At 68.2% G+C, this 19,874-nt stretch carries 15 protein-coding genes and 1 pseudogene; 8 read left to right on the forward strand and 8 right to left on the reverse strand.

What is annotated here, in order from left to right:
- Window positions 1-220 precede the first annotated feature (220 nt).
- Window positions 221-1,453 (forward strand): cation:dicarboxylate symporter family transporter, encoded by a 1,233-nt coding sequence (locus tag QE379_RS15190; protein WP_307001781.1) that lies wholly within the window; start codon window positions 221-223, stop codon window positions 1,451-1,453.
- On the opposite strand, the gene QE379_RS15195 is transcribed toward QE379_RS15190, so the two are convergent.
- Window positions 1,424-2,326, reverse strand: a complete 903-nt coding sequence (locus QE379_RS15195; protein ID WP_307001783.1) for a LysR family transcriptional regulator — start codon at window positions 2,324-2,326, stop codon at window positions 1,424-1,426. The two genes, QE379_RS15190 and QE379_RS15195, sit on opposite strands and share 30 nt — an antisense overlap.
- A gap of 115 nt (window positions 2,327-2,441) precedes the next feature.
- Here QE379_RS15195 and QE379_RS15200 point away from each other — a divergent pair, with 115 nt between their 5' ends.
- The 6 genes from QE379_RS15200 (at window position 2,442) to map (ending at window position 8,600) form a co-directional block, all read left to right on the forward strand.
- Window positions 2,442-3,479 (forward strand): alpha/beta fold hydrolase, encoded by a 1,038-nt coding sequence (locus QE379_RS15200; protein ID WP_307001785.1) that lies wholly within the window; start codon window positions 2,442-2,444, stop codon window positions 3,477-3,479.
- Between the two features lie 184 nt (window positions 3,480-3,663).
- Window positions 3,664-4,800, forward strand: coding sequence for a Na+/H+ antiporter NhaA (gene nhaA, locus QE379_RS15205; protein ID WP_307001786.1), 1,137 nt, complete (start codon window positions 3,664-3,666; stop codon window positions 4,798-4,800).
- 63 nt (window positions 4,801-4,863) lie between these two features.
- On the forward strand, window positions 4,864-6,972 hold the full coding sequence (locus QE379_RS15210; RefSeq protein WP_307003249.1) for a S9 family peptidase: 2,109 nt from the start codon (window positions 4,864-4,866) through the stop codon (window positions 6,970-6,972).
- Between the two features lie 253 nt (window positions 6,973-7,225).
- Complete coding sequence (locus QE379_RS15215; RefSeq protein WP_307001789.1) at window positions 7,226-7,591, forward strand: YbaN family protein; 366 nt, start codon at window positions 7,226-7,228, stop codon at window positions 7,589-7,591.
- Between the two features lie 39 nt (window positions 7,592-7,630).
- Window positions 7,631-7,837: a ParD-like family protein gene (locus QE379_RS15220; RefSeq protein WP_267435763.1), complete on the forward strand. Its 207-nt coding sequence runs from the start codon at window positions 7,631-7,633 to the stop codon at window positions 7,835-7,837.
- A 1-nt stretch (window position 7,838) separates the two neighbouring features.
- Entirely contained in the window at window positions 7,839-8,600 is a 762-nt protein-coding gene (gene map, locus QE379_RS15225; protein WP_307003251.1) for a type I methionyl aminopeptidase, read from the forward strand.
- Between the two features lie 98 nt (window positions 8,601-8,698).
- Here map and QE379_RS15230 read toward each other — a convergent pair whose 3' ends face one another.
- The 7 genes and pseudogenes from QE379_RS15230 to QE379_RS15260 all read right to left on the reverse strand — a co-directional run bounded on the left by QE379_RS15230 (window position 8,699) and on the right by QE379_RS15260 (window position 17,452).
- Entirely contained in the window at window positions 8,699-9,382 is a 684-nt protein-coding gene (locus QE379_RS15230) for a response regulator transcription factor (protein WP_307001792.1), read from the reverse strand.
- A complete protein-coding gene (locus tag QE379_RS15235; RefSeq protein ID WP_307001794.1) occupies window positions 9,382-12,048 on the reverse strand; it encodes a sensor histidine kinase KdpD in 2,667 nt (888 codons plus the stop codon). The genes QE379_RS15230 and QE379_RS15235 overlap by 1 nt, the downstream gene beginning before the upstream one ends.
- A complete protein-coding gene (gene kdpC / locus QE379_RS15240) occupies window positions 12,045-12,617 on the reverse strand; it encodes a potassium-transporting ATPase subunit KdpC (protein ID WP_307001796.1) in 573 nt (190 codons plus the stop codon). The genes QE379_RS15235 and kdpC overlap by 4 nt, the downstream gene beginning before the upstream one ends.
- Before the next feature lie 12 nt (window positions 12,618-12,629).
- Complete coding sequence (gene kdpB, locus QE379_RS15245; RefSeq protein WP_307001798.1) at window positions 12,630-14,666, reverse strand: potassium-transporting ATPase subunit KdpB; 2,037 nt, start codon at window positions 14,664-14,666, stop codon at window positions 12,630-12,632.
- Window positions 14,667-14,681: 15 nt separating this feature from the next.
- The gene (kdpA, locus tag QE379_RS15250) at window positions 14,682-16,385 is read right to left on the reverse strand and encodes a potassium-transporting ATPase subunit KdpA (protein WP_307001799.1); all 1,704 of its coding nucleotides are present in this window, start codon (window positions 16,383-16,385) and stop codon (window positions 14,682-14,684) included.
- Between the two features lie 12 nt (window positions 16,386-16,397).
- A complete protein-coding gene (gene kdpF, locus QE379_RS15255; protein WP_037531783.1) occupies window positions 16,398-16,487 on the reverse strand; it encodes a K(+)-transporting ATPase subunit F in 90 nt (29 codons plus the stop codon).
- A 109-nt stretch (window positions 16,488-16,596) separates the two neighbouring features.
- Window positions 16,597-17,452, reverse strand: a pseudogene (locus QE379_RS15260) (TorF family putative porin).
- A gap of 309 nt (window positions 17,453-17,761) precedes the next feature.
- Between QE379_RS15260 and QE379_RS15265 the strand changes: the two are divergent.
- Window positions 17,762-19,822 carry a phosphocholine-specific phospholipase C gene (locus QE379_RS15265; RefSeq protein ID WP_307001801.1) on the forward strand — a complete coding sequence of 687 codons (2,061 nt, stop codon included), beginning with the start codon at window positions 17,762-17,764 and terminating at the stop codon, window positions 19,820-19,822.
- The last annotated feature ends 52 nt before the right edge of the window (window positions 19,823-19,874 follow it).

The following is a 19,874-nucleotide window of genomic DNA, read 5'->3' on the forward strand; positions in this document are numbered from 1 at the left end:
CGCCGCGCGATGGATCGCGGACGCCGTGCCTTTGGCTGGAATGGGTGATCTTTCATCGGAAACCTCTCTTCCGTCCTGCTTCTCGCAGGTTCTCTGTGAGGCGGAGGCTTGAGCCGCCACGCCTTACGCGCCAATAAGCACCACCGGCGGCCATTCGATCAAATGCAATGATCGGTCCGCTTTATGCGCCAGGCGCATCAATAGGAGAGTTGCGCTGCGGGTGTTCCGCCATCTCTATGCCCAGATGCTGCTGGGGATCGTCGCGGGAACCGCGATCGGCGCGCTGGCGCCCGCCTTCGGCCGCGACCTGGGGCCGCTGGGCATCGCGTTCGTGAAGGCGATGCGGATGATGGTGCCGCCGGTGCTGTTCTGCACCATCGTCGAGGGGATCGTCCGCCACGGCGCGGCGCGCGATACGGGTACGACGGTGCTCCGCAGCCTGATCATATTCCTCGGCATCACGGTCGCCGCGCTCGGCATCGGCCTGGCCGTCACGCTGGCGATGCAGCCGGGGCAAGGCCTTCCCCTGCCCGCTTATGGCGATGCGGCGGCGGAGGTGCAGCGGCAACTGGCCGGGCGGCACATCACCGGGCCGGGCGACTTCCTGGTGCGGATGGTGCCCGATACCCTGTTCTCCGCCTTCACGGCGGGTGACGTGCTGCCCGTGCTGTTCGTCGCCGGGCTGGTCGGCTTTGGCCTGCTGCGCATCGGCGAGGCGGGCGCGCCGATCGTCCGTGCGATCGAGGCGTTGACCCGGCTGCAATTCGCGATCTTCGGCTTCCTGATCCGCGCCGCGCCGGTGGGGGCGTTCGGGGCCATCGCCTATACGGTGGGCACGTACGGCATCGGCTTTATCGGCTCGCTGGGGCTGCTGATCGCGACGCTGGCGCTGGCATGCGGGTTGCTGATCGCCGCGCTGGTCCTGACGGTGCGGGTGACGACGGGCCTGCGCGCCCGGACGCTGCTCCACACCTTCCGCGACGAAATCCTGATCGTGCTGGGCACCTCCTCCACCGAGGTCGTGCTACCGCGCCTGATCCTGAAGCTGGAGGCGCTGGGCTGCCCGCGCAGCGTGGTCGGGCTGACCGTGCCGCTGGGCTATTCGCTCAACCTGGCGGGCACGGCGGTCTATCTGGTCGTCGCGACGCTGTTCCTGGGCGAGGCGCTGAACGTGGCCCTCTCGCCGGAGCGGATCATGGTGTATCTGGGCGTGATGCTGGTCACGTCCAAGGCGGCGGCGGGGGTGACGGGCAGCGGCTTTTCGGCGCTGCTGCTGACCCTGTCGCTGCTGCCGGACGTGCCGGTCGGGGCCGCCGCGATGCTGATCGCGGTCGACCGTTTCCTGTCGGAGATCCGGGCGCTGACCAGCGGCACCGCCAATGTCGCCGCCTCGCTGCTCGTCACGCGCTGGAGCGGCGGGCAGCTAAGCGCCGATCCACGCGGCCGCGAGTAACGCCATCAACCGCGAGGCGGTGGGGGACAGGGGCGCGGAGGACCGCCGCAACACGCCGATGGTCCGCATGACTTCGGCCCCCTTCAGCGGCCGCCACACCAAATCGCGTGCATCCGGCCCCTGGCAGGCCAGGCGCGGCAGCACCGAGGGTCCCAGCCCCGCCTGCACCAGGGCGAGCGCGGAGGTCAGCCGCGTCACCTCATAGAACCAGCGCAACTCCACCCCCGCCCGCGCCAGCCCGGCCTCCAGCGTGGTGCGATTGCCGCTGCCCATATGCACCGTCACCAGCCGCCGCCCGCTCAGGTCCGCCCAGCTCGGATCGGCCAGCGTCGCCAGCGGATCGTCCTGCCGACAGACCAGGCCGTACGGATCGTCGGTCAGCGGCTCGAACACCAGATCGCCGTCCGAGGTCAGCGGCAGGGTGATGCCGAACTCCGCCTCGCCGGTCCGCACCGCCTCCGCGCATTCGGTCGCCGACAGGTCGAGCACGCGGACACGGACGTTGCGATATTCCTGCGCGAACCGCTCCAGCACATCGGGCAGGAAGCGCACGGTCGCGCTGGGGATGCTGGCCACCGTCAGCCGCCCCGCCTGCCGCTCGCCCAGCGCCATCATGCCGAGCAGCGAGCCGTCCATCTCGTCGAGCAACCGCCGGATCAGCGGCACGATCTCCTGCCCCGCAGGGGTCAGTCGAACGCTGCGCGTGGTCCGTTCGAGCAAAGGCGTGCCGACCGTCGTCTCCAGCTTCTGGATGCGGCGGCTGAGCGCGGGCTGCGACAGGTTGAGTTGCTCGGCGGCGCGCAGGAAGCTCTTGCCGTCCGCGATGGCGACCAGCGCGCGCAAATCCAGAAGCTCGCAGTTCAGCGGGATCATGATGCGACGCTAGCATCCCCCGCGACGGTTGACGACCACCGCGCATAAGCCCCGCTTGGCCCCTGGTCGTGATACCATCGGCGGAACGGGGTGGAAGGGCGAGGGTTACCGATCCATGCCGACGATCTCCACCGACCATCTCACCATCGCCTATGACCTGTACGGACCGGAGGGCGCGCCCGTCGTCCTGCTGCTGCATGGCTGGCCCGACAATGCGTCGACCTGGGACAGGGTCGCGCCCCGGCTCGCTCAGGCGGGTCTGCGCGTGGTGGTGCCGACCCTTCGCGGGTTCGGCGCGACGCGGTTCCGGCACGACCACACGCCGCGCACCGGCGACAGCGCGATCCTGGCACTGGATGCGATTGCGCTGATGGATGGGCTGGGTATCGACCGGTTCATGGTCGCCGGGCATGACTGGGGCTCCAACATAGCGGAGGCGCTGGCGGTGGGCTGGCCCGACCGGGTCCGGCGGCTGGCGATGCTCAGCACGCCGCCGCGTCTGGGCGGGATGCCCACCCCTTCCTTCGATCAGGCGCAGCGCCAATGGTATCACTGGTTCATGGCGACCCGGCGCGGCGCGCAGGCGGTGCGCGACGACCGGCGCGGCTTTGCGCATATCCACTGGGTCAACTGGTCGCCGCCCGGCTGGTTCGATGAAGCGACCTTCGACCGGGTGGCCAGGTCCTTCGACAATCCCGACTGGCCCGCCGTGACGATCCACAGCTACCGCGCACGCTGGGACGAGGCACAGCCCGACCCGCGCGGAGCCTGGCTGGCCGACCGGGTGAAGGCGACGAAGACGCTGTCGCTTCCTACGCTGTACCTGCATGGCGAGGTCGATGGCGTGAACCCGCCCTCCACCGCGCGCGAGGTGCCGGGGAAATTCGACGGGCCGTTCAAGATGGTCGAACTGCCCGGCGTCGGCCACTTCCCGCAGCGCGAGAACCCGGAGGCTGTGACGCGGCATCTGCTAGACCTGTTCGCCGATGCGGGGGGCACGGCCAAGGGGCCGAGCGCTACCAGGATCGCAGCGGGCGTCGCCGCCGCCGGACTGGTCGCGGCGGCGATCGGCATCGTCTGCACACGGAGCAGGACGGACGACGACGCCGGATCACAGCGCCCCTCCCCGGCACGGGGAGGTGGCAGCGCATAGCGCTGACGGAGGGGGCTTCACACAGGTCCGCCCTTGCGGCCATCCTCCCCGCGCCGGAGAGGATTTGATTGCCCCCGCGTGGGCAAGATGCGACAGGAACCACAGGGTGTCCGCCGACGAAAGGCGGGCAGGATGATCGTTGGTCGGGCCGCCAGCGAGGACCAGACTTGCCGGAATCCTCTCCATGACCCAGCCCAGGCGCATCGGCGCGATCCGTCATTTCCTCGATTCCCAGACTTCCTCCGGCCTCGTTCTGATGACGGCGGCGGCGCTGGCGTTGATCCTGGCCAATTCCCCTTTCGCCGGTGCCTATGAGGCGGCGCTCCATCGGCATCTCGGCCCGCTGTCGCTGAGCCACTGGATCAACGACGGGTTGATGGCGATCTTCTTCCTGCTGGTCGGGCTGGAGATCAAGCGTGAGATGGTGGACGGGCAATTGTCCACCTGGCCGCGGCGCATCCTGCCGGGACTGGCGGCACTGGGCGGGATGATCGCGCCCGCGCTCCTCTATCTCAGCTTCAATCGCGGCGGCACCGCATCGGGATGGGCGATCCCGGCGGCGACCGATATCGCCTTCGCGCTCGCGGTCATCCGGCTGGTCGGCGACCGGGTGCCCGCCTCGCTGCGCGTCTTTCTGGCGGCGTTGGCGATCATCGACGATCTGGGCGCGGTCGCCGTGATCGCGGCCTTTTATTCCACTTCGCTCTCGGTCGTCGATCTGGCGGGCGCCGCAGCGATGCTGCTCCTGCTGGTCGCGTTCAACCGCATGGGGGTGCGGCGGCTCTCCCCCTATCTGATGGCCGGGGTCGTGCTATGGGTCTTGATGCTGCGCTCGGGCATTCACGCGACCATTGCGGGCGTGCTGCTGGCTTTCGTCATTCCGATCGGCGACGCGGAAAACAGCCCGCTCCACCGGCTGGAGCATGCGTTGCACAAGCCCGTCGGCTTCCTGATCCTGCCGGTCTTCGGCCTCGCCAATGCCGGAGTGCCGGTGCTGGGTCTGCCCGCGAGCGCATGGTCGTCGCCCGTGACGCTGGGCGTGGGGGCGGGACTGCTGGTCGGCAAGCTGCTGGGGGTGTTCGGCATGACGATGCTGGCGATCCGAACCGGGCTGGCCGACGCCCCCGCGCACGCCAGCCGCATGCAGATATTGGGGACCGCGTTCCTCTGCGGCATCGGGTTCACGATGAGCATCTTCATCACCCTGCTCGCCTTTCCCGGCGATCCGCTGCTCCAGGCGGAGGCCAAGCTCGGGGTGATGGCGGGTTCCGTCCTGTCGGGCCTGCTGGGGTTCGCGATCCTGCGACGCGCCGCCCGATAAGCGCTTGCCTGTACTCCGCCGGGCGGTCATCCTGCCCGCTTCGGAATGCGAGGGGGAATGGCGATGCGGTGGTTGGCGGCAACGAGTCTGGTGGCATTGGCGATGCCCGTCTCCGCCCAACAGGCGACGCCGCCGGTCGCGGCCAGGAAGCCTTTTCAGGTCACCTCCCCCAATGGCGCGCGCGAGGACGATTATTACTGGCTGCGCGACGACACCCGGAAAAACCCGGAGATGCTCGCCTATCTGAATGCCGAGAACGCCTATGCCGATGCGCAACTGGCGTCGCTCAAGCCGCTCCAGGCCAAGCTGTATGACGAGACGGTCGCGCATATCAAACAGGACGACAGCAGCGTTCCGTACGCCAAGAACGGCTATTGGTATTCCTCGCGCTTCGCGACGGGGGCGGACTATCCGCTGATCGAGCGTCGCCAGGGCAGCCCGACAGCGCCCGCCATCATGCTGTTCGACCAGCCCGCCATGGCGAAGGGCCATAATTTCTTCTCGCTGTCCGACTGGTCGGTCAGCCCCGACAACAGGCTGGTCGCCTGGGCGGAGGACACGGTCGGACGGCGGCAATATGTCCTGAAGGTCAAGGAAATCGCGACCGGTCGCATCCATGCGGACACGATCTCGAACATCGAGCCGAACATCGTCTGGGCGGCCGACAATCGCACCATCCTCTACATCGCCAAGGACCCGACGACGCTGCGCGGCTATCGGGTCATGGCGCATGTGCTGGGCACGCCGGTCAGCGCCGACCGCCTGCTGTACGAGGAGAAGGACGACACGTTCCAGATGGGAATCGGCCGGACGACCGACGATCGCTATATCTGCATCAGCGTCCAGAGCACGGTCAGCGACGAACAGCGCTGCGCCCCCGCCACCGCCCCGACGCGCTTCACCGTCATCGCGCCGCGCGAGCGCGAGTTCCGCTACGGCGCGGATCATCTGGGTGGGCGATGGATCATCCGCACCAACCGGAGCGCGAAGAACTACAAGCTGGTGACGCTGGCCGATGGGGACGCGCCGAAGGGCGTGGCCGCCTGGCGCGATCTGGTGCCCGGCAGCGACACGGTGTTCATCGAGGATTTCAAGCCGTTCCTGGGCTTCGTGGCGATCGACCAGCGCGAGGGCGGCAACCGGATGATCCGTCTGCTGACCGATCAGGGGCGCTCCATCCCCGTCAAGGCGGACGAGCCCGCCTATCGCATGGCGCTGTCCACCAATGAGGAACCGGACACGCCCTGGGTCCGCTACACCTATGGCTCGCTGGTCACGCCGACCACCACCCTCGAGGTGAACGCGCGGACGGGCAAACGCCGGACGCTGAAGGTGACGCCGGTGCCGGGTTACGACCCCTCGCTCTACGTGACCGAACGGGTCTGGGCCCCCGCCCGCGACGGCGCGCGCATTCCCGTCTCGCTGGTCTATCGTAAGGGCGTGAAGCGCGACGGCACCGCGCCGCTCTTCCAATATGCCTATGGCAGCTATGGCATCTCGACCGATCCTTCGGTGGATGCCGGGCGCATCGGACTGCTCGACCGGGGCGTGGTCTATGCCATCGCGCATATTCGCGGCGGACAGGAGATGGGGCGCGGATGGTATGATGACGGCCATCTGCTGAACAAGAAGAACAGCTTCACCGACTTCATCGACGTCACCCGCTATCTGGTCGCGCAGAAATATGCGGCACCGGGCCGGGTCGCGGCGATGGGAGGCAGCGCGGGCGGGCTGTTGATGGGCGGCGTCGCGAACATGGCGCCGCAGGATTACAAGCTCATCATCGCGCAGGTGCCGTTCGTTGACGTGGTGACGACGATGCTCGACGCCTCGATCCCGCTGACCACCTTCGAATATGACGAATGGGGCAATCCGGCGAACAAGCCCTATTACGATTACATGCTCAGCTACTCGCCCTACGACAATGTCGCGGCCAAGCCCTATCCGGCTCTCTATGTCGGCACCGGCCTATGGGACAGCCAGGTGCAATATTACGAGCCCGCCAAATGGGTCGCGAAACTGCGCGAGAAGAAGACCGATGCCAATCCGCTCGTCTTCCGGGTGAATATGGAGGCCGGGCATGGCGGCAAATCCGGCCGGTTCGAGCGTATCCGTCAAAATGCGGAGTGGCAGGCGTTCATGCTGTCGCAATTGGGGGCGACGGGGGAGTAGCCGGGGGTTGGCCCCTCACGGCCTGCGGGAGGGAACCTATGCCGCACCCTCGCCAAGCGAATGCTCTTCTTGCTCCCCTCCCGCAAGCGGGAGGGGTTGGGGGAGGGAAAACCACAAGCGACACAGCCCGCGACGATGCCCTCCCCCCATCCCCCTCCCGCCTGCGGGAGGGGGCGTGCGCTGCGGCAAAGGGTGTTCCATAAGCTAGGCCCACCCCCTTCCCCCCGCCCCCACGGCCCGCTACGCCTGTGCCATGATACGGCTCGGCTGGCTCATTCTGGGATGCGTGTTCGTCGCGCTCGGCGTGATCGGGGCGATCCTGCCGCTGATGCCGACGACCATCTTCCTGATCCTGGCGGCGGCCTGCTTCGCGCGGTCCTCGCCCCGGTTGGAAGCGTGGCTGCTCGACCATCCGCGCTTCGGCCCGACCCTGCGGGCGTGGCGGCGGGACGGGGCGATCGGGGTCAGGGGCAAGACGATGGCGTGCGGCGGGATGGCGCTGGGCTATGGGCTGTTCTGGGCGACCGCCCGACCGCACTGGCCGCTCGCCTTATGCGTGGCTTTGATGATGGGCGGATGCGCGGCCTTCGTCCTCAGCCGTCCGACCGCCCGCTACTGACCGGTTGCGCCCGATATACGAACCATTTATGATCCATATATGGGTATCGTAAAAATAGACGACGAACTGCACGAGGAAGTGCGCCGCGCCAGCACCGTCATGTGCCGTTCGATCAACGCACAGGCCGAATTCTGGATGAAGATGGGGATGCTGGCGGAGGCGAACCCGACGCTGACCTTCCACCAGATCGTCCAGGCGCAGATGGCCGCCGCCGATGCCCCCCTGCCCCAGCCCCTCGTTGCCTGACATGGTCAAGACGGCGGAGGAACTGGCGCTGATGCGCGCGTCCGGGCGGCTGCTGGCGCAGGTGTTCGAGATGCTGGATGGGCTGACGCTGGAGGGCATGTCGACCCTGGCGGTCAACGACCTGGTCGAGCGCTACATCACCCACGACTTGGGCGCACGCCCCGCGAGCAAGGGGCAATATGGTTTCGCCTATGTGCTCAACAGCTCGATCAACCAGGTCGTCTGCCACGGCGTGCCGAGCGCGGACGAGGTGATCCGGGACGGGGATATCGTCAATCTGGACATCACCCTGGAGAAGAACGGCTTCATCACCGATTCCAGCAAGACCTATATCGTCGGCGACGCATCGACCGACGCAAGACGGCTGGTCCGCGTCACTCGCGAGGCTATGTGGAAGGGCATCAGACAGGTCCGCCCCGGCGCACGTCTGGGCGATATCGGCGCGGCGATCGAGAAGCACGCCAAGGCGAACGGATACTCGGTGGTCCGCGACTATTGCGGCCACGGCATCGGGCGCGAGATGCACGAGGCGCCCAATGTGCTGCATTTCGGGCGACCGGGGACGGGTGAAGTCCTTCGCGAAGGTATGACCTTCACCATCGAGCCGATGATCAACCAGGGTACGCGCAGGGTCTCGACCTCGGAGGATGGCTGGACCGTGGTGACCGATGACGGGAAGCTGTCCGCCCAGTTCGAGCATACGGTGGCGGTGACGCGGAGCGGGGTGGACGTGTTGACGCTGCGGGCGGGGGAAATGGCTTAGGAGGACGTCATCCCAGCGGAGGCCGGGATTTTTCTCGGCTCGCATCCCGTCACCGGCAAAGGCTCCAGCCTGCGCTGGGGCGACGGAGTCGGGGTGGATCACCCCTCGACCCGCAACCGATATCCCACGCCCAGTTCGTTCGCGATGACGCTGCCCACCGGCTGGGGCGCTTCCAGCTTCTGGCGCAGGTTGCGGACGACGATGCGTAAGTAATCGATGCGCGGGTCTTCGTCCCCGCCCCAGGCGGCGTCGATGATCCTGTCATGCGTCACCACCCGCCCGGGATGGCGAGCCAGGACTGCCAGCACGTCATATTCCTTGCGGGTCAGATGCTGTTCCTCACCCCCGCGCGTGACGACCCGCCGGTCGAGGTCGATGGCAAGGTCGCCCGTGCGCACGACCGAGGGCGCGGCCTCCGCCGCACGGGCATGGCGTAGCGCCACCCGCAGCCGGGCGAGCAGTTCCTCGCTGTCGAACGGCTTGGTGACATAATCGTCAGCGCCCAGATCGAGCGCCGCCACCTTCTCTTCAGTAGCATCGCGCGCCGACACGACTAGGATCACCCGCGCAGGCCCACGCAGCAGCGGGATCAGGCTCAGTCCGTCGCGGTCGGGCAGACCCAGGTCGAGCAGCACCGCATCGGGGTGGTCCGCCGCCGTGCGTGCCAGCGCCTCGCGCCCATCGCGCGCCTCGACGACGACATGCCCCGCCTGTTCCAGCGTGTTGCGCAGCAGGCGACGGATCGCGACTTCATCGTCCACCACCAGGATCGTCGCGGGCATCAGGCCATTCCCTCCGGCGCGCCGTCGCGCATGATATGGTCGCGCGGGAAGCAGAGCGCGAACGCCGCGCCCTCGCCATCCTCGCGATTGCCCGCCTCTACGGTCAACCCCATGGCCTCGGCAAAGGCCTTGACGATGGCGAGGCCCAGGCCGGTGCCGCCCGCCACCCGGTCGGAGCCTTCCAGCCGCCGGAACGTCTCGAACACCTCCGCCTCGCGACCCGGCGGCAGGCCGGGGCCGTGGTCGAGGACCGACAGGCGCAACGTGCCGTGGCGGTGCCGCCCCTCAATCACGATCTCCGTCCCCGGATCGCCGTAACGCCCGGCATTGTCGAGCAGGTTGAGCAGGCAATGATGCAACAGCTGCGGATCGGCGCGGACCAAAGGCAGGTCGGGTGGCACGTCGAGCCGCACCGCATGGCCCTCCAGCGCACGGCGGGCATCATGCGCCGCGCCCGTCACCGCATCGCTCAGGTCGATCGCCTCGATCCTGAGTTTCAGCGCCCCCGCCTCGACACGGGCCATGTCGAGCAGATTGGCGACGAAACGGTTGAGCCGCGCCGCCTCCCCCTCGATGGTCGCGATCAGCTCGGGCTTCGCGCCCTGCCGCAATTGCGCCGCGGCCGCCATCACGGCGGTCAGCGGCGTGCGCAGGTCATGGCTGACCGAGGACAGCAGCGCGGCGCGTAAGCGATCGCGGGTGCGCACCGCATCCACGTCGCGCACCTCCGCCTCCAGCCGCAGCCGTTCGAGGATCAGCGCGGCCTGATCGATCAGCCCGGTCAGCAGCGGCAAACGGTCGGCACGCACCGGCTCGCCCCCCGCCTCGCGCGCCAGCCCAAGAACCGCCAGCGTTCGGTTGCCCGCCTTCAGCGGCTGGAACAGCCATTCGGAGGCCGCCAGCGTCGCCGATCCCTTGCCCGCGGGCGTGCCGGTGTCGAAGGCCCAGTGGGCGGCGGCCATCTCCATCGTCTCCAGCCGGTAATCGGGCTTGGTCGCCGCCTGTGCCGCCAGCCCGGCGGGCGACGGAGTGAGCAGCACCGCCTGCACCTCGAACAGCCGGGCAATGTCTTCGCAGATCACCCGCGACGCCTCGGCCGGGTCGGCCAGACCGCTCAGGCGGTGGAGAAAGCCCGCCAGCGTCGCATTGTCGCGCGCGCTCGCTGCCGCCAGATCGGCCTGCGCGCGGACCCGCGAGGTCAGCTGACTGGTCGCGATGGCGACGCCCAGCAGGACGAAGATCGAGATGATATTCTCGGGATTGCTGACGCTCAGCGTGCCGACGGGCGGCAGGAAGAAGAAGTTGTAGGCGAGGCTCGATGCGATCCCGGCGAACAGCCCGGTGCGCAATCCGTACAGGCTCGCCGCCGCCATGACCGGCAGCAGATAGAGGAGCGCGACATTGCCGAGGTCGAGGATATGGAACAGCGCGCTCGCCATGGCGGTGACGGCGACGACCGCCAGCAGGGTCAGTCCATAGCCGATGGGCGATCCCCATTGCCCGCGCCGCTTCGCACGGTCGCTCTCGACGAGGGCCTCCCCGACCGGCAGGACGTGCACGGTGACGCCCGGCGTCTCGCGCACCAGCCGGTCGACGACCGAGCCGTGGCGCAGCTCGAACCAGCGCGACCGCTTGGCCTTGCCGACCACGAGTTGCGTCGCGCGCGCGTCGGTCAGGAAGGCGCGGATGCCCTCGACCACGCTCGGCGCGGGCACGGTCGCCACCGCCGCGCCGAGTTGCGTGGCCAGCGTCATTGTCGCGGCCAGCCGCCGGTGCTGCGCCTCGCCCAAAGTCGCAGTCCGAGGCGTGTCGATGAACAGGGCGGTCCAGGGCGCGCGCAAGGCATCGGCGGTGCGCTTGGCGGCGCGGACAAGTTCGTCGGCGCCGGGCAGTTCGCTGACCGCGACGACCAGCCGCTCGCCCGCCGCCCATTGGCCGCCGACGCCCAGTGAGCGCACATGGTCGAGCATCTGCGCATCGACCGCCTGCGCCGCCCGCCGCAGCGCCAGTTCGCGCAGGGCCGACAGGTTGGACTTGGAAAAGAAATGCGACAACGCCCGCGTCGCTTCCTGGGGGAGGTAGACCTTGCCCGCCTTCAACCGCTCGATCAGCTCGTCGGGGGGTATGTCGACCACCTCGATCTCGGCGGCCTCCAGGATGCGGTCGGGCACCGTCTCGCGCACCCGGACGCGGGTGAAGCTGGCGACGACGTCGTTCAGGCTTTCGACGTGCTGGATGTTCACCGTCGAATAGACGTCGATCCCCGCCGCCAGCAGTTCCTCGACATCCTGATAGCGTTTGGGATGGCGACTGCCCGGTGCATTGGTGTGGGCGAGTTCGTCGACCAGGGCGAGGCGGGGGGCGCGGGCGAGTACCGCATCCAGATCCATTTCATGAAGCGTCCGCCCTTCATAGGGGACGGCGCGGCGGGGCATGAGCTCCTGCCCGCGCACCAGCGCCTCAGTCTCGACCCGGCCATGCGTCTCGACCACCGCGACCACGATATCCACGCCATCGCGTCGCCTTGCGGCCCCTTCGGACAGCATCTCGAACGTCTTGCCGACGCCGGGGGCGGCCCCGAGGAAGATTTTCAGGCGGCCGCGCCCCTCGCGCTCGGCGGCGCGCAGCAGGGCGTCGGGGTCGGGGCGCGGCTCGCCTGCCGTCATCGCGCGGGTATGGCGTCCAGCGCGCGGTTGAGGGCCAGGACGTTGACGTGGGGGTCGCCCAGCACCGAATCCTCGGTCTTGGCGACGACCAGCGCGCGGACCTGCTCCACGCCCAGGCCACGGACGCGGGCGACCCGCGCCACCTGCGCTAGCGCCGCTTCGGGCGACAGGTCGGGGTCGAGGCCCGAGCCGCTGGTGGTGACCAGGTCGGCGGGCATCGGGCCCATCACGCCCTCGGCCCGGCGCTTGGCGACATCCGCCTTCACCCGATCGACCAGTACCTGCGACGTCGACCCCAGGTTCGAGCCGGACGAGGCGAGCCCGTCATAGCCCTTGCCCGCCGCCGAGGGCCGCGTCTGGAAATAGCGATCGCTGACAAAGGCCTGGCCCACGACTTCGGAGCCGATGACGCGACCGCCGACTTTCACCAAGCTGCCACCCGCCTGATGCGGGAACAGTGCCTGGCCGATCCCGGTCATTGCCAGCGGATAGGCGATCCCGAGAAGCGCGGCGAACAGGATCGTCATCACGATCGCGGGCCGAAAGGCGGAGGTGAAATCCTTACCCATGATGTGAACTCCTTATGCGAGGCCGAGGCCACCGACCACAAGGTCGATGATCTTGATGCCGACGAACGGCGCGATCAGGCCGCCCAGGCCATAGACGGCGAGGTTGCGGGCGAGCAGCGGCCCCGCCCCCATCGGCTTGTAGGCGACGCCCTTCAGCGCCAGCGGCACGAGCAGCGGGATGATCAGCGCGTTGAAGATGATGGCGCTCAGGATCGCCGATTGCGGCGTCGCCAGACCCATGACGTTCAGCACGCCGAGACCCGGATAGAGCGCCACGAACATCGCCGGGATGATCGCGAAATACTTCGCCACGTCATTTGCGACCGAGAAGGTCGTCAGCGCGCCGCGCGTCATCAGCAACTGCTTGCCGAGGCCGACGACTTCGATCAACTTGGTCGGATCGCTGTCCAGATCGACCATGTTGCCCGCCTCGCGCGCGGCCTGGGTGCCGGTGTTCATCGCGACGCCGACATCCGCCTGCGCCAGGGCCGGCGCATCGTTGGTGCCGTCACCGCACATCGCGACCAGCTTGCCGCCCTGCTGCTCCTGGCGGATCAGCGCCAGCTTGTCCTCCGGCGTCGCCTGGGCGAGGAAGTCGTCCACGCCCGCCTCGGCGGCGATGGCGGCGGCGGTCAGGGGGTTGTCGCCGGTGATCATCACTGTGCGGATGCCCATGCGACGCAGTTCGCCGAAGCGCTCGCGGATGCCCGCCTTGACCACATCCTTCAGGAAGATGGCGCCGAGCAACCGGCCATTTTCCGCCACCGCCAGCGGGGTGCCGCCCGCCCGCGCGATCTCGTCGGTGATGCGACGCAGCTGGGTCGCCGCCGCCGTCTCACCCGCGCCCGGATGGGCGCGCAGGATCGAGTCGACCGCGCCCTTCTGGATCAGCCGATCGCCGATCCTCACGCCAGAGATACGGGTCTGGGCGGTGAAGGGGATGATCTCCGCATCGGCGGGCAGGCTGGTGATCGAGACCTTGAACTGCTCGCGCGCCAACACGACGATCGAACGGCCCTCGGGAGTTTCGTCGGCCAGGCTCGCCATCAGCGCCGCTTCGGCCAGCGCATCGACATCCGAGCCACCGACGGCGCGGAACTCGCTCGCCTGACGGTCGCCGATGGTGATGGTGCCCGTCTTGTCGAGCAGCAGCACGTCGACGTCACCCGCCGCCTCGACCGCACGGCCCGACTTGGCGAGCACGTTGAACCGGACCAGACGGTCCATGCCCGCGATGCCGATCGCCGACAGGAGTGCCGCGATGGTCGTCGGGATCAGGGTGATGAGCAGCGCCGCCAGGATCGCCACCGGGATGCTGCCACCAGCGAAGGAGGCGAAGCCCGGAATGGTGCCGACCGCGATCAGGAAGATGATGGTCAGGCCGACGAGCAGGATGGTGAGCGCCACCTCGTTCGGGGTCTTCTGACGCTCGGCGCCCTCGACCAGCGCGATCATGCGGTCGAGGAAGCCCTGGCCCGGATTGACGGTGACGCGCACCCGGATCTCGTCCGAGATGACGCGCGTGCCCGCCGTCACCGCCGAGCGGTCGCCGCCCGCCTCGCGGATGACGGGCGCGCTCTCGCCGGTGATCGCGGCTTCGTTGACCGAGGCGACGCCCGCGACGACTTCGCCGTCCGAGGGGATCAGGTCGCCGGTCTCGACCAGCACCACGTCGCCGATCTTCAGCGCGCTGGCGGGGACATTCTCCCAGTCCTGCCCAGCGCCCTTCAACCGCTTGGCGGTCAGCTCGGCCTTGGCGGCGCGCAAGCTGGCCGCCTGTGCCTTGCCACGGCCCTCGGCCAGCGCCTCGGCAAAGGTGCCGAACAACACGGTCAGCCACAGCCAGACGACCAGTTGCAGCTTGAAGCCGGTGGTCAGCCCGTCATGCCCGACGACGAGCAGGACGGTCAGAAGTGCTGCGACTACGGCGGTCACGAACATCACCGGATTGCGGATCAGCTCGCGCGGATTGAGTTTGACGAACGACGCCTTGATCGCCGGGAGCACCAGCTCGGCGGTGAACAGGCTCTTGGTGGGGGAATGGGCCATGACAGGCGCTCCCGATCAGAAGAGTTGACCGCGGATCATCGCAAGATGATCGGCGATGGGACCAAGGGCGAGGCTCGGCAGGAAGGTCAGGCCGCCCAGCACCAGCACGATGCCGACGAGCAGACCGATCCACAGCACACCCGTGGTCGGGAAGGAGCCAGCCGAGGCGGGGACATGCTTCTTCGCCGCCAGGCTGCCCGCGATCGCGAGCATCGGCACGATGATGAAGAAGCGGCCCACCCACATGGCCACGCCCAGCAGCCCGTCATACCAGGGGGTCGAGGCGGTCAGACCCGCAAAGGCCGATCCGTTGTTCGCGACCGCGCTGGTGAAGGCATAGAGGATCTCGCCGAAGCCATGCGGCCCCTTGTTGAGCGGCCCTGCGAGGCCTTGCTGGGTCACGCACGACAGAGCGGTCAGCCCCAGAATGAACAGCGGCAGGACAGCGATGGCGAGGACGGCCAGCTTGACCTCGCGGGCTTCAATCTTCTTGCCGACATATTCGGGGGTGCGTCCGACCATGAGGCCAGCGACGAACACCGCCAGGATGGCGAACAGCAGGAAGCCATAGATGCCCGCACCCACGCCGCCAATCACGACCTCGCCCAGCTGCATGTTGAACAGCGGGATCAGGCCGCCCAGCGCGGTGAAGCTGTCATGCATCGCATTGACCGCGCCGCACGACGCCGCCGTGGTGACGGCCGCAAACAGGGCCGAGGCGGCGATGCCGAAGCGCACTTCCTTGCCCTCCATATTGCCACCCGCCACGCCCAGCTGGTGCAGCACGGGGTTGCCCGCCGCCTCCGCCCAGTAACAGACGGCCACGCCGCCCAGGAACAGCAGGATCATCGCGGACAGGATCGCCCAGCCCTGGCGCGTGTTGCCGACCGCCTTGCCGAAGCACCAGGTCAGGCCGAAGCCAATCATGAAGATCGACAGCATCTGGACGAAGTTGGTCAGCGCGGTCGGGTTCTCGAACGGGTGCGCGCTGTTGGCGTTGAAGAAACCCCCGCCATTGGTGCCGAGCATCTTGATCGCTTCCTGGCTGGCCACTGGACCCAGCAGGATCGACTGGCGCACGCCCCCCAGCGTGTCGACGCTGACGACACCGGCCATGGTCTGCGGCACGCCGCTGGCGATCAGGAAAACGGTGTAGACGATGCAGATCGGCAGCAGCAGGTACAGGGTGATGCGCGTCACATCGGCCCAGAAATTGCCGAGATTCTTGGTCTCACGCCCCGCAAAACCCCGGAACAGCGCGAAGGCCAGCGCGATGCCGGTCGCCGCCGACAGGAAATTGTGGATGGTCAGGCCCAGCATCTGCGACAGGTTCGACATGGTCGACTCGCCGCCATAGCTTTGCCAGTTGGTGTTGGTGGTGAAGCTGATCGCGGTGTTGAACGCCAGATGCGGGGTCAGCCCGGCCAGCCCCTGCGGATTGCCCGGCAGGTAATATTGCAGGCGCAGCACCGCATAGGTGAAGACCATCAACGCGACGTTGAAGATCAGCATGTGCAGCGCATAACGCCGCCAACCCTGCTGCGCTTGCGGATCGATGCCCGACAGCGTGTAGAAGCCGCGCTCGACCGGGCCAAGCACGACATGAAGGGGTGTGCGCCGCCCCTCGTACAGCGCGAACAGCCACGCGCCGACCGGCTTGGTCAGCGCGAGCAGGATCGCGACGAAGCCCAGGATCAGGGCCCATCCTTGAAGCGTCATGATGCCGCCCCCTTAGAAGCGTTCGGGGCGGATCAGCACCGCCACCAGATAGACGAGAAGGCCAAGCGCGGTCAGCGCCGCCAGCCAGAGGTCGAGGGTCATGGTCTCAGCCCCCTCACGCGTGGTCGCAGAGCCGGGCATAGGCGAGCGTCGCCGCCACCAGCCCGGCCATGGCCAGCAACCAGATCAGATCGTCCATGTGCGATGCTCCTCAGAATGCGGCGGTGAGAGTGGCGAGGAAGGTGCTGCCCGCGATATTGCCGGTGCCGTCCTGCCCCTTGCTGAAGCTCGGCCGCAGATAGGCGGCGTCACGGTCAGAGATGCTGGTGTCGATCCAGGCGAGACCCACCGTCAGGTTGCGCCACGTCGTGTCCGCACCCAGCGACCAGTCCCAATAGTCGCCGGTCGGCGTCCGGGGCGGTGGCGTTGGGGCCGAGGCCGTCCATGCCCCAGCTATGACCGATATGCGCCTTGGCGGTGAACGGCGTGCCGTGGATCGCCGCCGCGCCGTCGCCCCAGAGGTAGAGGTTGTCGCTCTTCGCGCCGGGATGGTCATAAACACCGGCGGCAGCACTTGCGCCGTTATCGTACCACTTGCCGATCGCCTGCTGCTTCGGCGCATAGGCCGCGCCTGCGGTCAGCGAGACCGGGCCGGTCGTACCCGACAGCTTCACATAGGGTTCGGCATAGTCGGTCTTGTTGGCGCCGCCCGGATACATGTACCAGGTCAACCCGACGTCCAGCGTGCCGGTGTCGCCGATCTTGGTCTTGTAGCCCCCGATCAGGTCCAGCTCCATGTTCGCGCCGCCAAAGGTCCCCCACCCCGCCAGGTTCGACGCCCAGGTGCCGACATAGACACCGCTCTCATGGGTCGCCGTGATGCCCGCCTGCACCGCCATATGCTCGTCCGACTGCGAGATGCCGCGCAGGCGATAGTCCGATGCGATGGCGGCGGACCCGCTGACCGTCATGGGCGGCGGCGGCGCGGTTTCGGCGGCGCTCTGGGCCTGGACGGCGGCGGGAAACACGAACAGCGCCGTGGCGGCGCTCAACATCATGGTCTTCATTACAGGCCCCTATGGACAGGCCGCCACGACGAGATGGGCGACCTCCAGGGTCAGGCAATTAGGCCCGCGGGGCGTAGCAATTCGAGGGCGATCCCCCGGTTTCGCATATAGACGGCGTATAGCGACGCATACATTCCTCCCCTGCAAGGGGAGGGGGACCAGCGAAGCTGGTGGAGGGGGACTTCCTCACAGGACGTCGCTTGCGGCACGCCCCCTCCACCACCGCTTCGCGGCGGTCCCCCTCCCCGTGCCGGGGAGGACGAAAAGGGCGTCACCAAAACGTCAACGACATCGGCCATGGGCTGGGCGATGGTCACATTCTCCCGTCGCTCCCTTCTCTCTGCCGGTGCCGCGCTGGCCGGGTCTGCCGCCCTGCCCCCCGCTATCGCCCGCGCCGCGGCGATTGCGCCCGACCGGCGGACCGGCACGATCCGCGACATCGCGCATGTCGTCATCCTGATGCAGGAAAATCGCGGCTTCGATCATTATTTCGGCACGTTGCGCGGCGTGCGCGGCTTCGGCGACCGCTTCCCGATTCCGGTCGCGTCTTCCGACGGAGCGCCCCGCACCGTCTGGCAACAACTCGACCGCACCGCGCCCGGCGGGCCGCGCATCGTCTCCCCCTTCCGCCTGGACACCCGTGCCCATTTCGACCTGATGCGGATGGAGGGCACGCCGCACACCTGGCCCGATGCGCAAGCCGCCTGGGACGAAGGCCGCATGGCCCACTGGCCCGAGGCGAAGCACCAGCGCGCCATGGGCCATTACGCCCGCGCCGACCTGCCCTTCCAGTTCGCGCTGGCGGAGGCGTTCACGATCTGCGACGCCTATCACTGCGCGATCCAGACGGGGACCAACACCAACCGGCTGTTCCTGTGGACCGGCACCAACGATCCTTCCGGCCGGGCGGGCGGCCCGGCCATCGGCAACTCGCATGACAGCTTCGCCGAGGATGGCGGCGCGGCCGATCCCTATTGCTGGACCACTACGCCCGAGCGAATGCAGGCGGCGGGGATCGACTGGCGCCTCTATCAGGACATGGCGGACAATTTCACCGACAACCCGCTGGTCGGCTTCCACGCCTATCGCGAGGCGCATCATGGGCGCGGCGATCCGGCGCTGAAGGACCGGGCGCTGACCACGCGCGGGCTGGACATGCTGAAGGCCGATGTGCTGGCCGGGCGGTTGCCGCAGGTTTCCTATGTCATCGCCACCGCCGCCGGATCGGAACACCCCAATCCCTCCAGCCCGGCCCAAGGCGCGGCCTATACCGCCGAACTGCTCGACGCGCTGACCGCCGATCCGAAGGTCTGGGCGCGTACCGCGCTGTTCGTGATGTTCGACGAAAATGACGGCTTTTTCGACCACATGCCCCCGCCCGCCCCGCCCTCGCGGGGTGCGGACGGCAAGCCGCTGGGCGGATCGACGATCGAGCTGACGGGCGAATATCATGATGTGCCCTCGGTCGGTGACGCGAATCTCGACCAGCCCGATTTTCGCGGCCGCCCTTATGGCCTGGGCCCGCGCGTGCCCATGTATGTCGTCTCGCCCTGGAGCCGGGGCGGCTGGGTCAATTCGCAGGTCTTCGACCATATCAGCGTCATCCGCTTCCTGGAGACACGGTTCGGCTTTCACGAGCCCAATATCTCACCCTGGCGGCGTGCGGTGTGCGGCGACCTGACCAGCGCGTTCGACTTCGCCGCGAAGGACGAGGCCCCACCCACTTTGCCCCACCCACGCGAGGACGCGGCCCGCGCCGCCGCGATCAAGGGCCAGGTCAGCCCGCAGGCCCCGCCCGCGACCGGCGCGCCCGCGCAGGAACCCGGCATCCGCCGCGCCCGTCCCCTGCCCTACCGGCTGGAGGTCACGCAGATCGCCGAGTCGAACGGCATCCGCCTGCGCTTCCAGGCGGAGGGCGCGGGGGCGGTGTTCCATGTCTATGACCGCCACGCCCTGGACCGGGTGCCGCGCCGCTATAGCCTGGCGGCCGGAACCGTGACCGAGGATGTCTGGCCGTCCGATCCGGCGACCGGCCATGACCTGTGGGTGCTGGGGCCCAACGGCTTTCACCGCCATTTCGCCGCCGGCAAGCCCGCACCACTGGTCGCGGCCATGGTCGATGACCGGGGGCTGTCGCTGATCCTGCCGTCCGACATGACCGACCTGTCGGTCGTGCGGCTCGAACCGGGCAAGGCCGCCCCCGCCCCCATGCCGCTCAAGCCCGGCCGCCACGGCTGGTCGCTGGACGAGGCGCTGGGCTGGTACGACGTCACCCTGACCCGCGCGAGCGATCCGCTCTATCGGCTACGGCTCGCCGGTCGGCACGACCGACCGGGCCGCGCGACGGTCAGCGATCCGTTCCGGGCCTGACCGCATTCCCCCTTCCCCACGTGCCAGCGCAGCGATAGGGTAGCGTTCACAC

The organism is Sphingomonas sp. SORGH_AS_0879, from assembly GCF_030819175.1.
Classification (GTDB): domain Bacteria; phylum Pseudomonadota; class Alphaproteobacteria; order Sphingomonadales; family Sphingomonadaceae; genus Sphingomonas.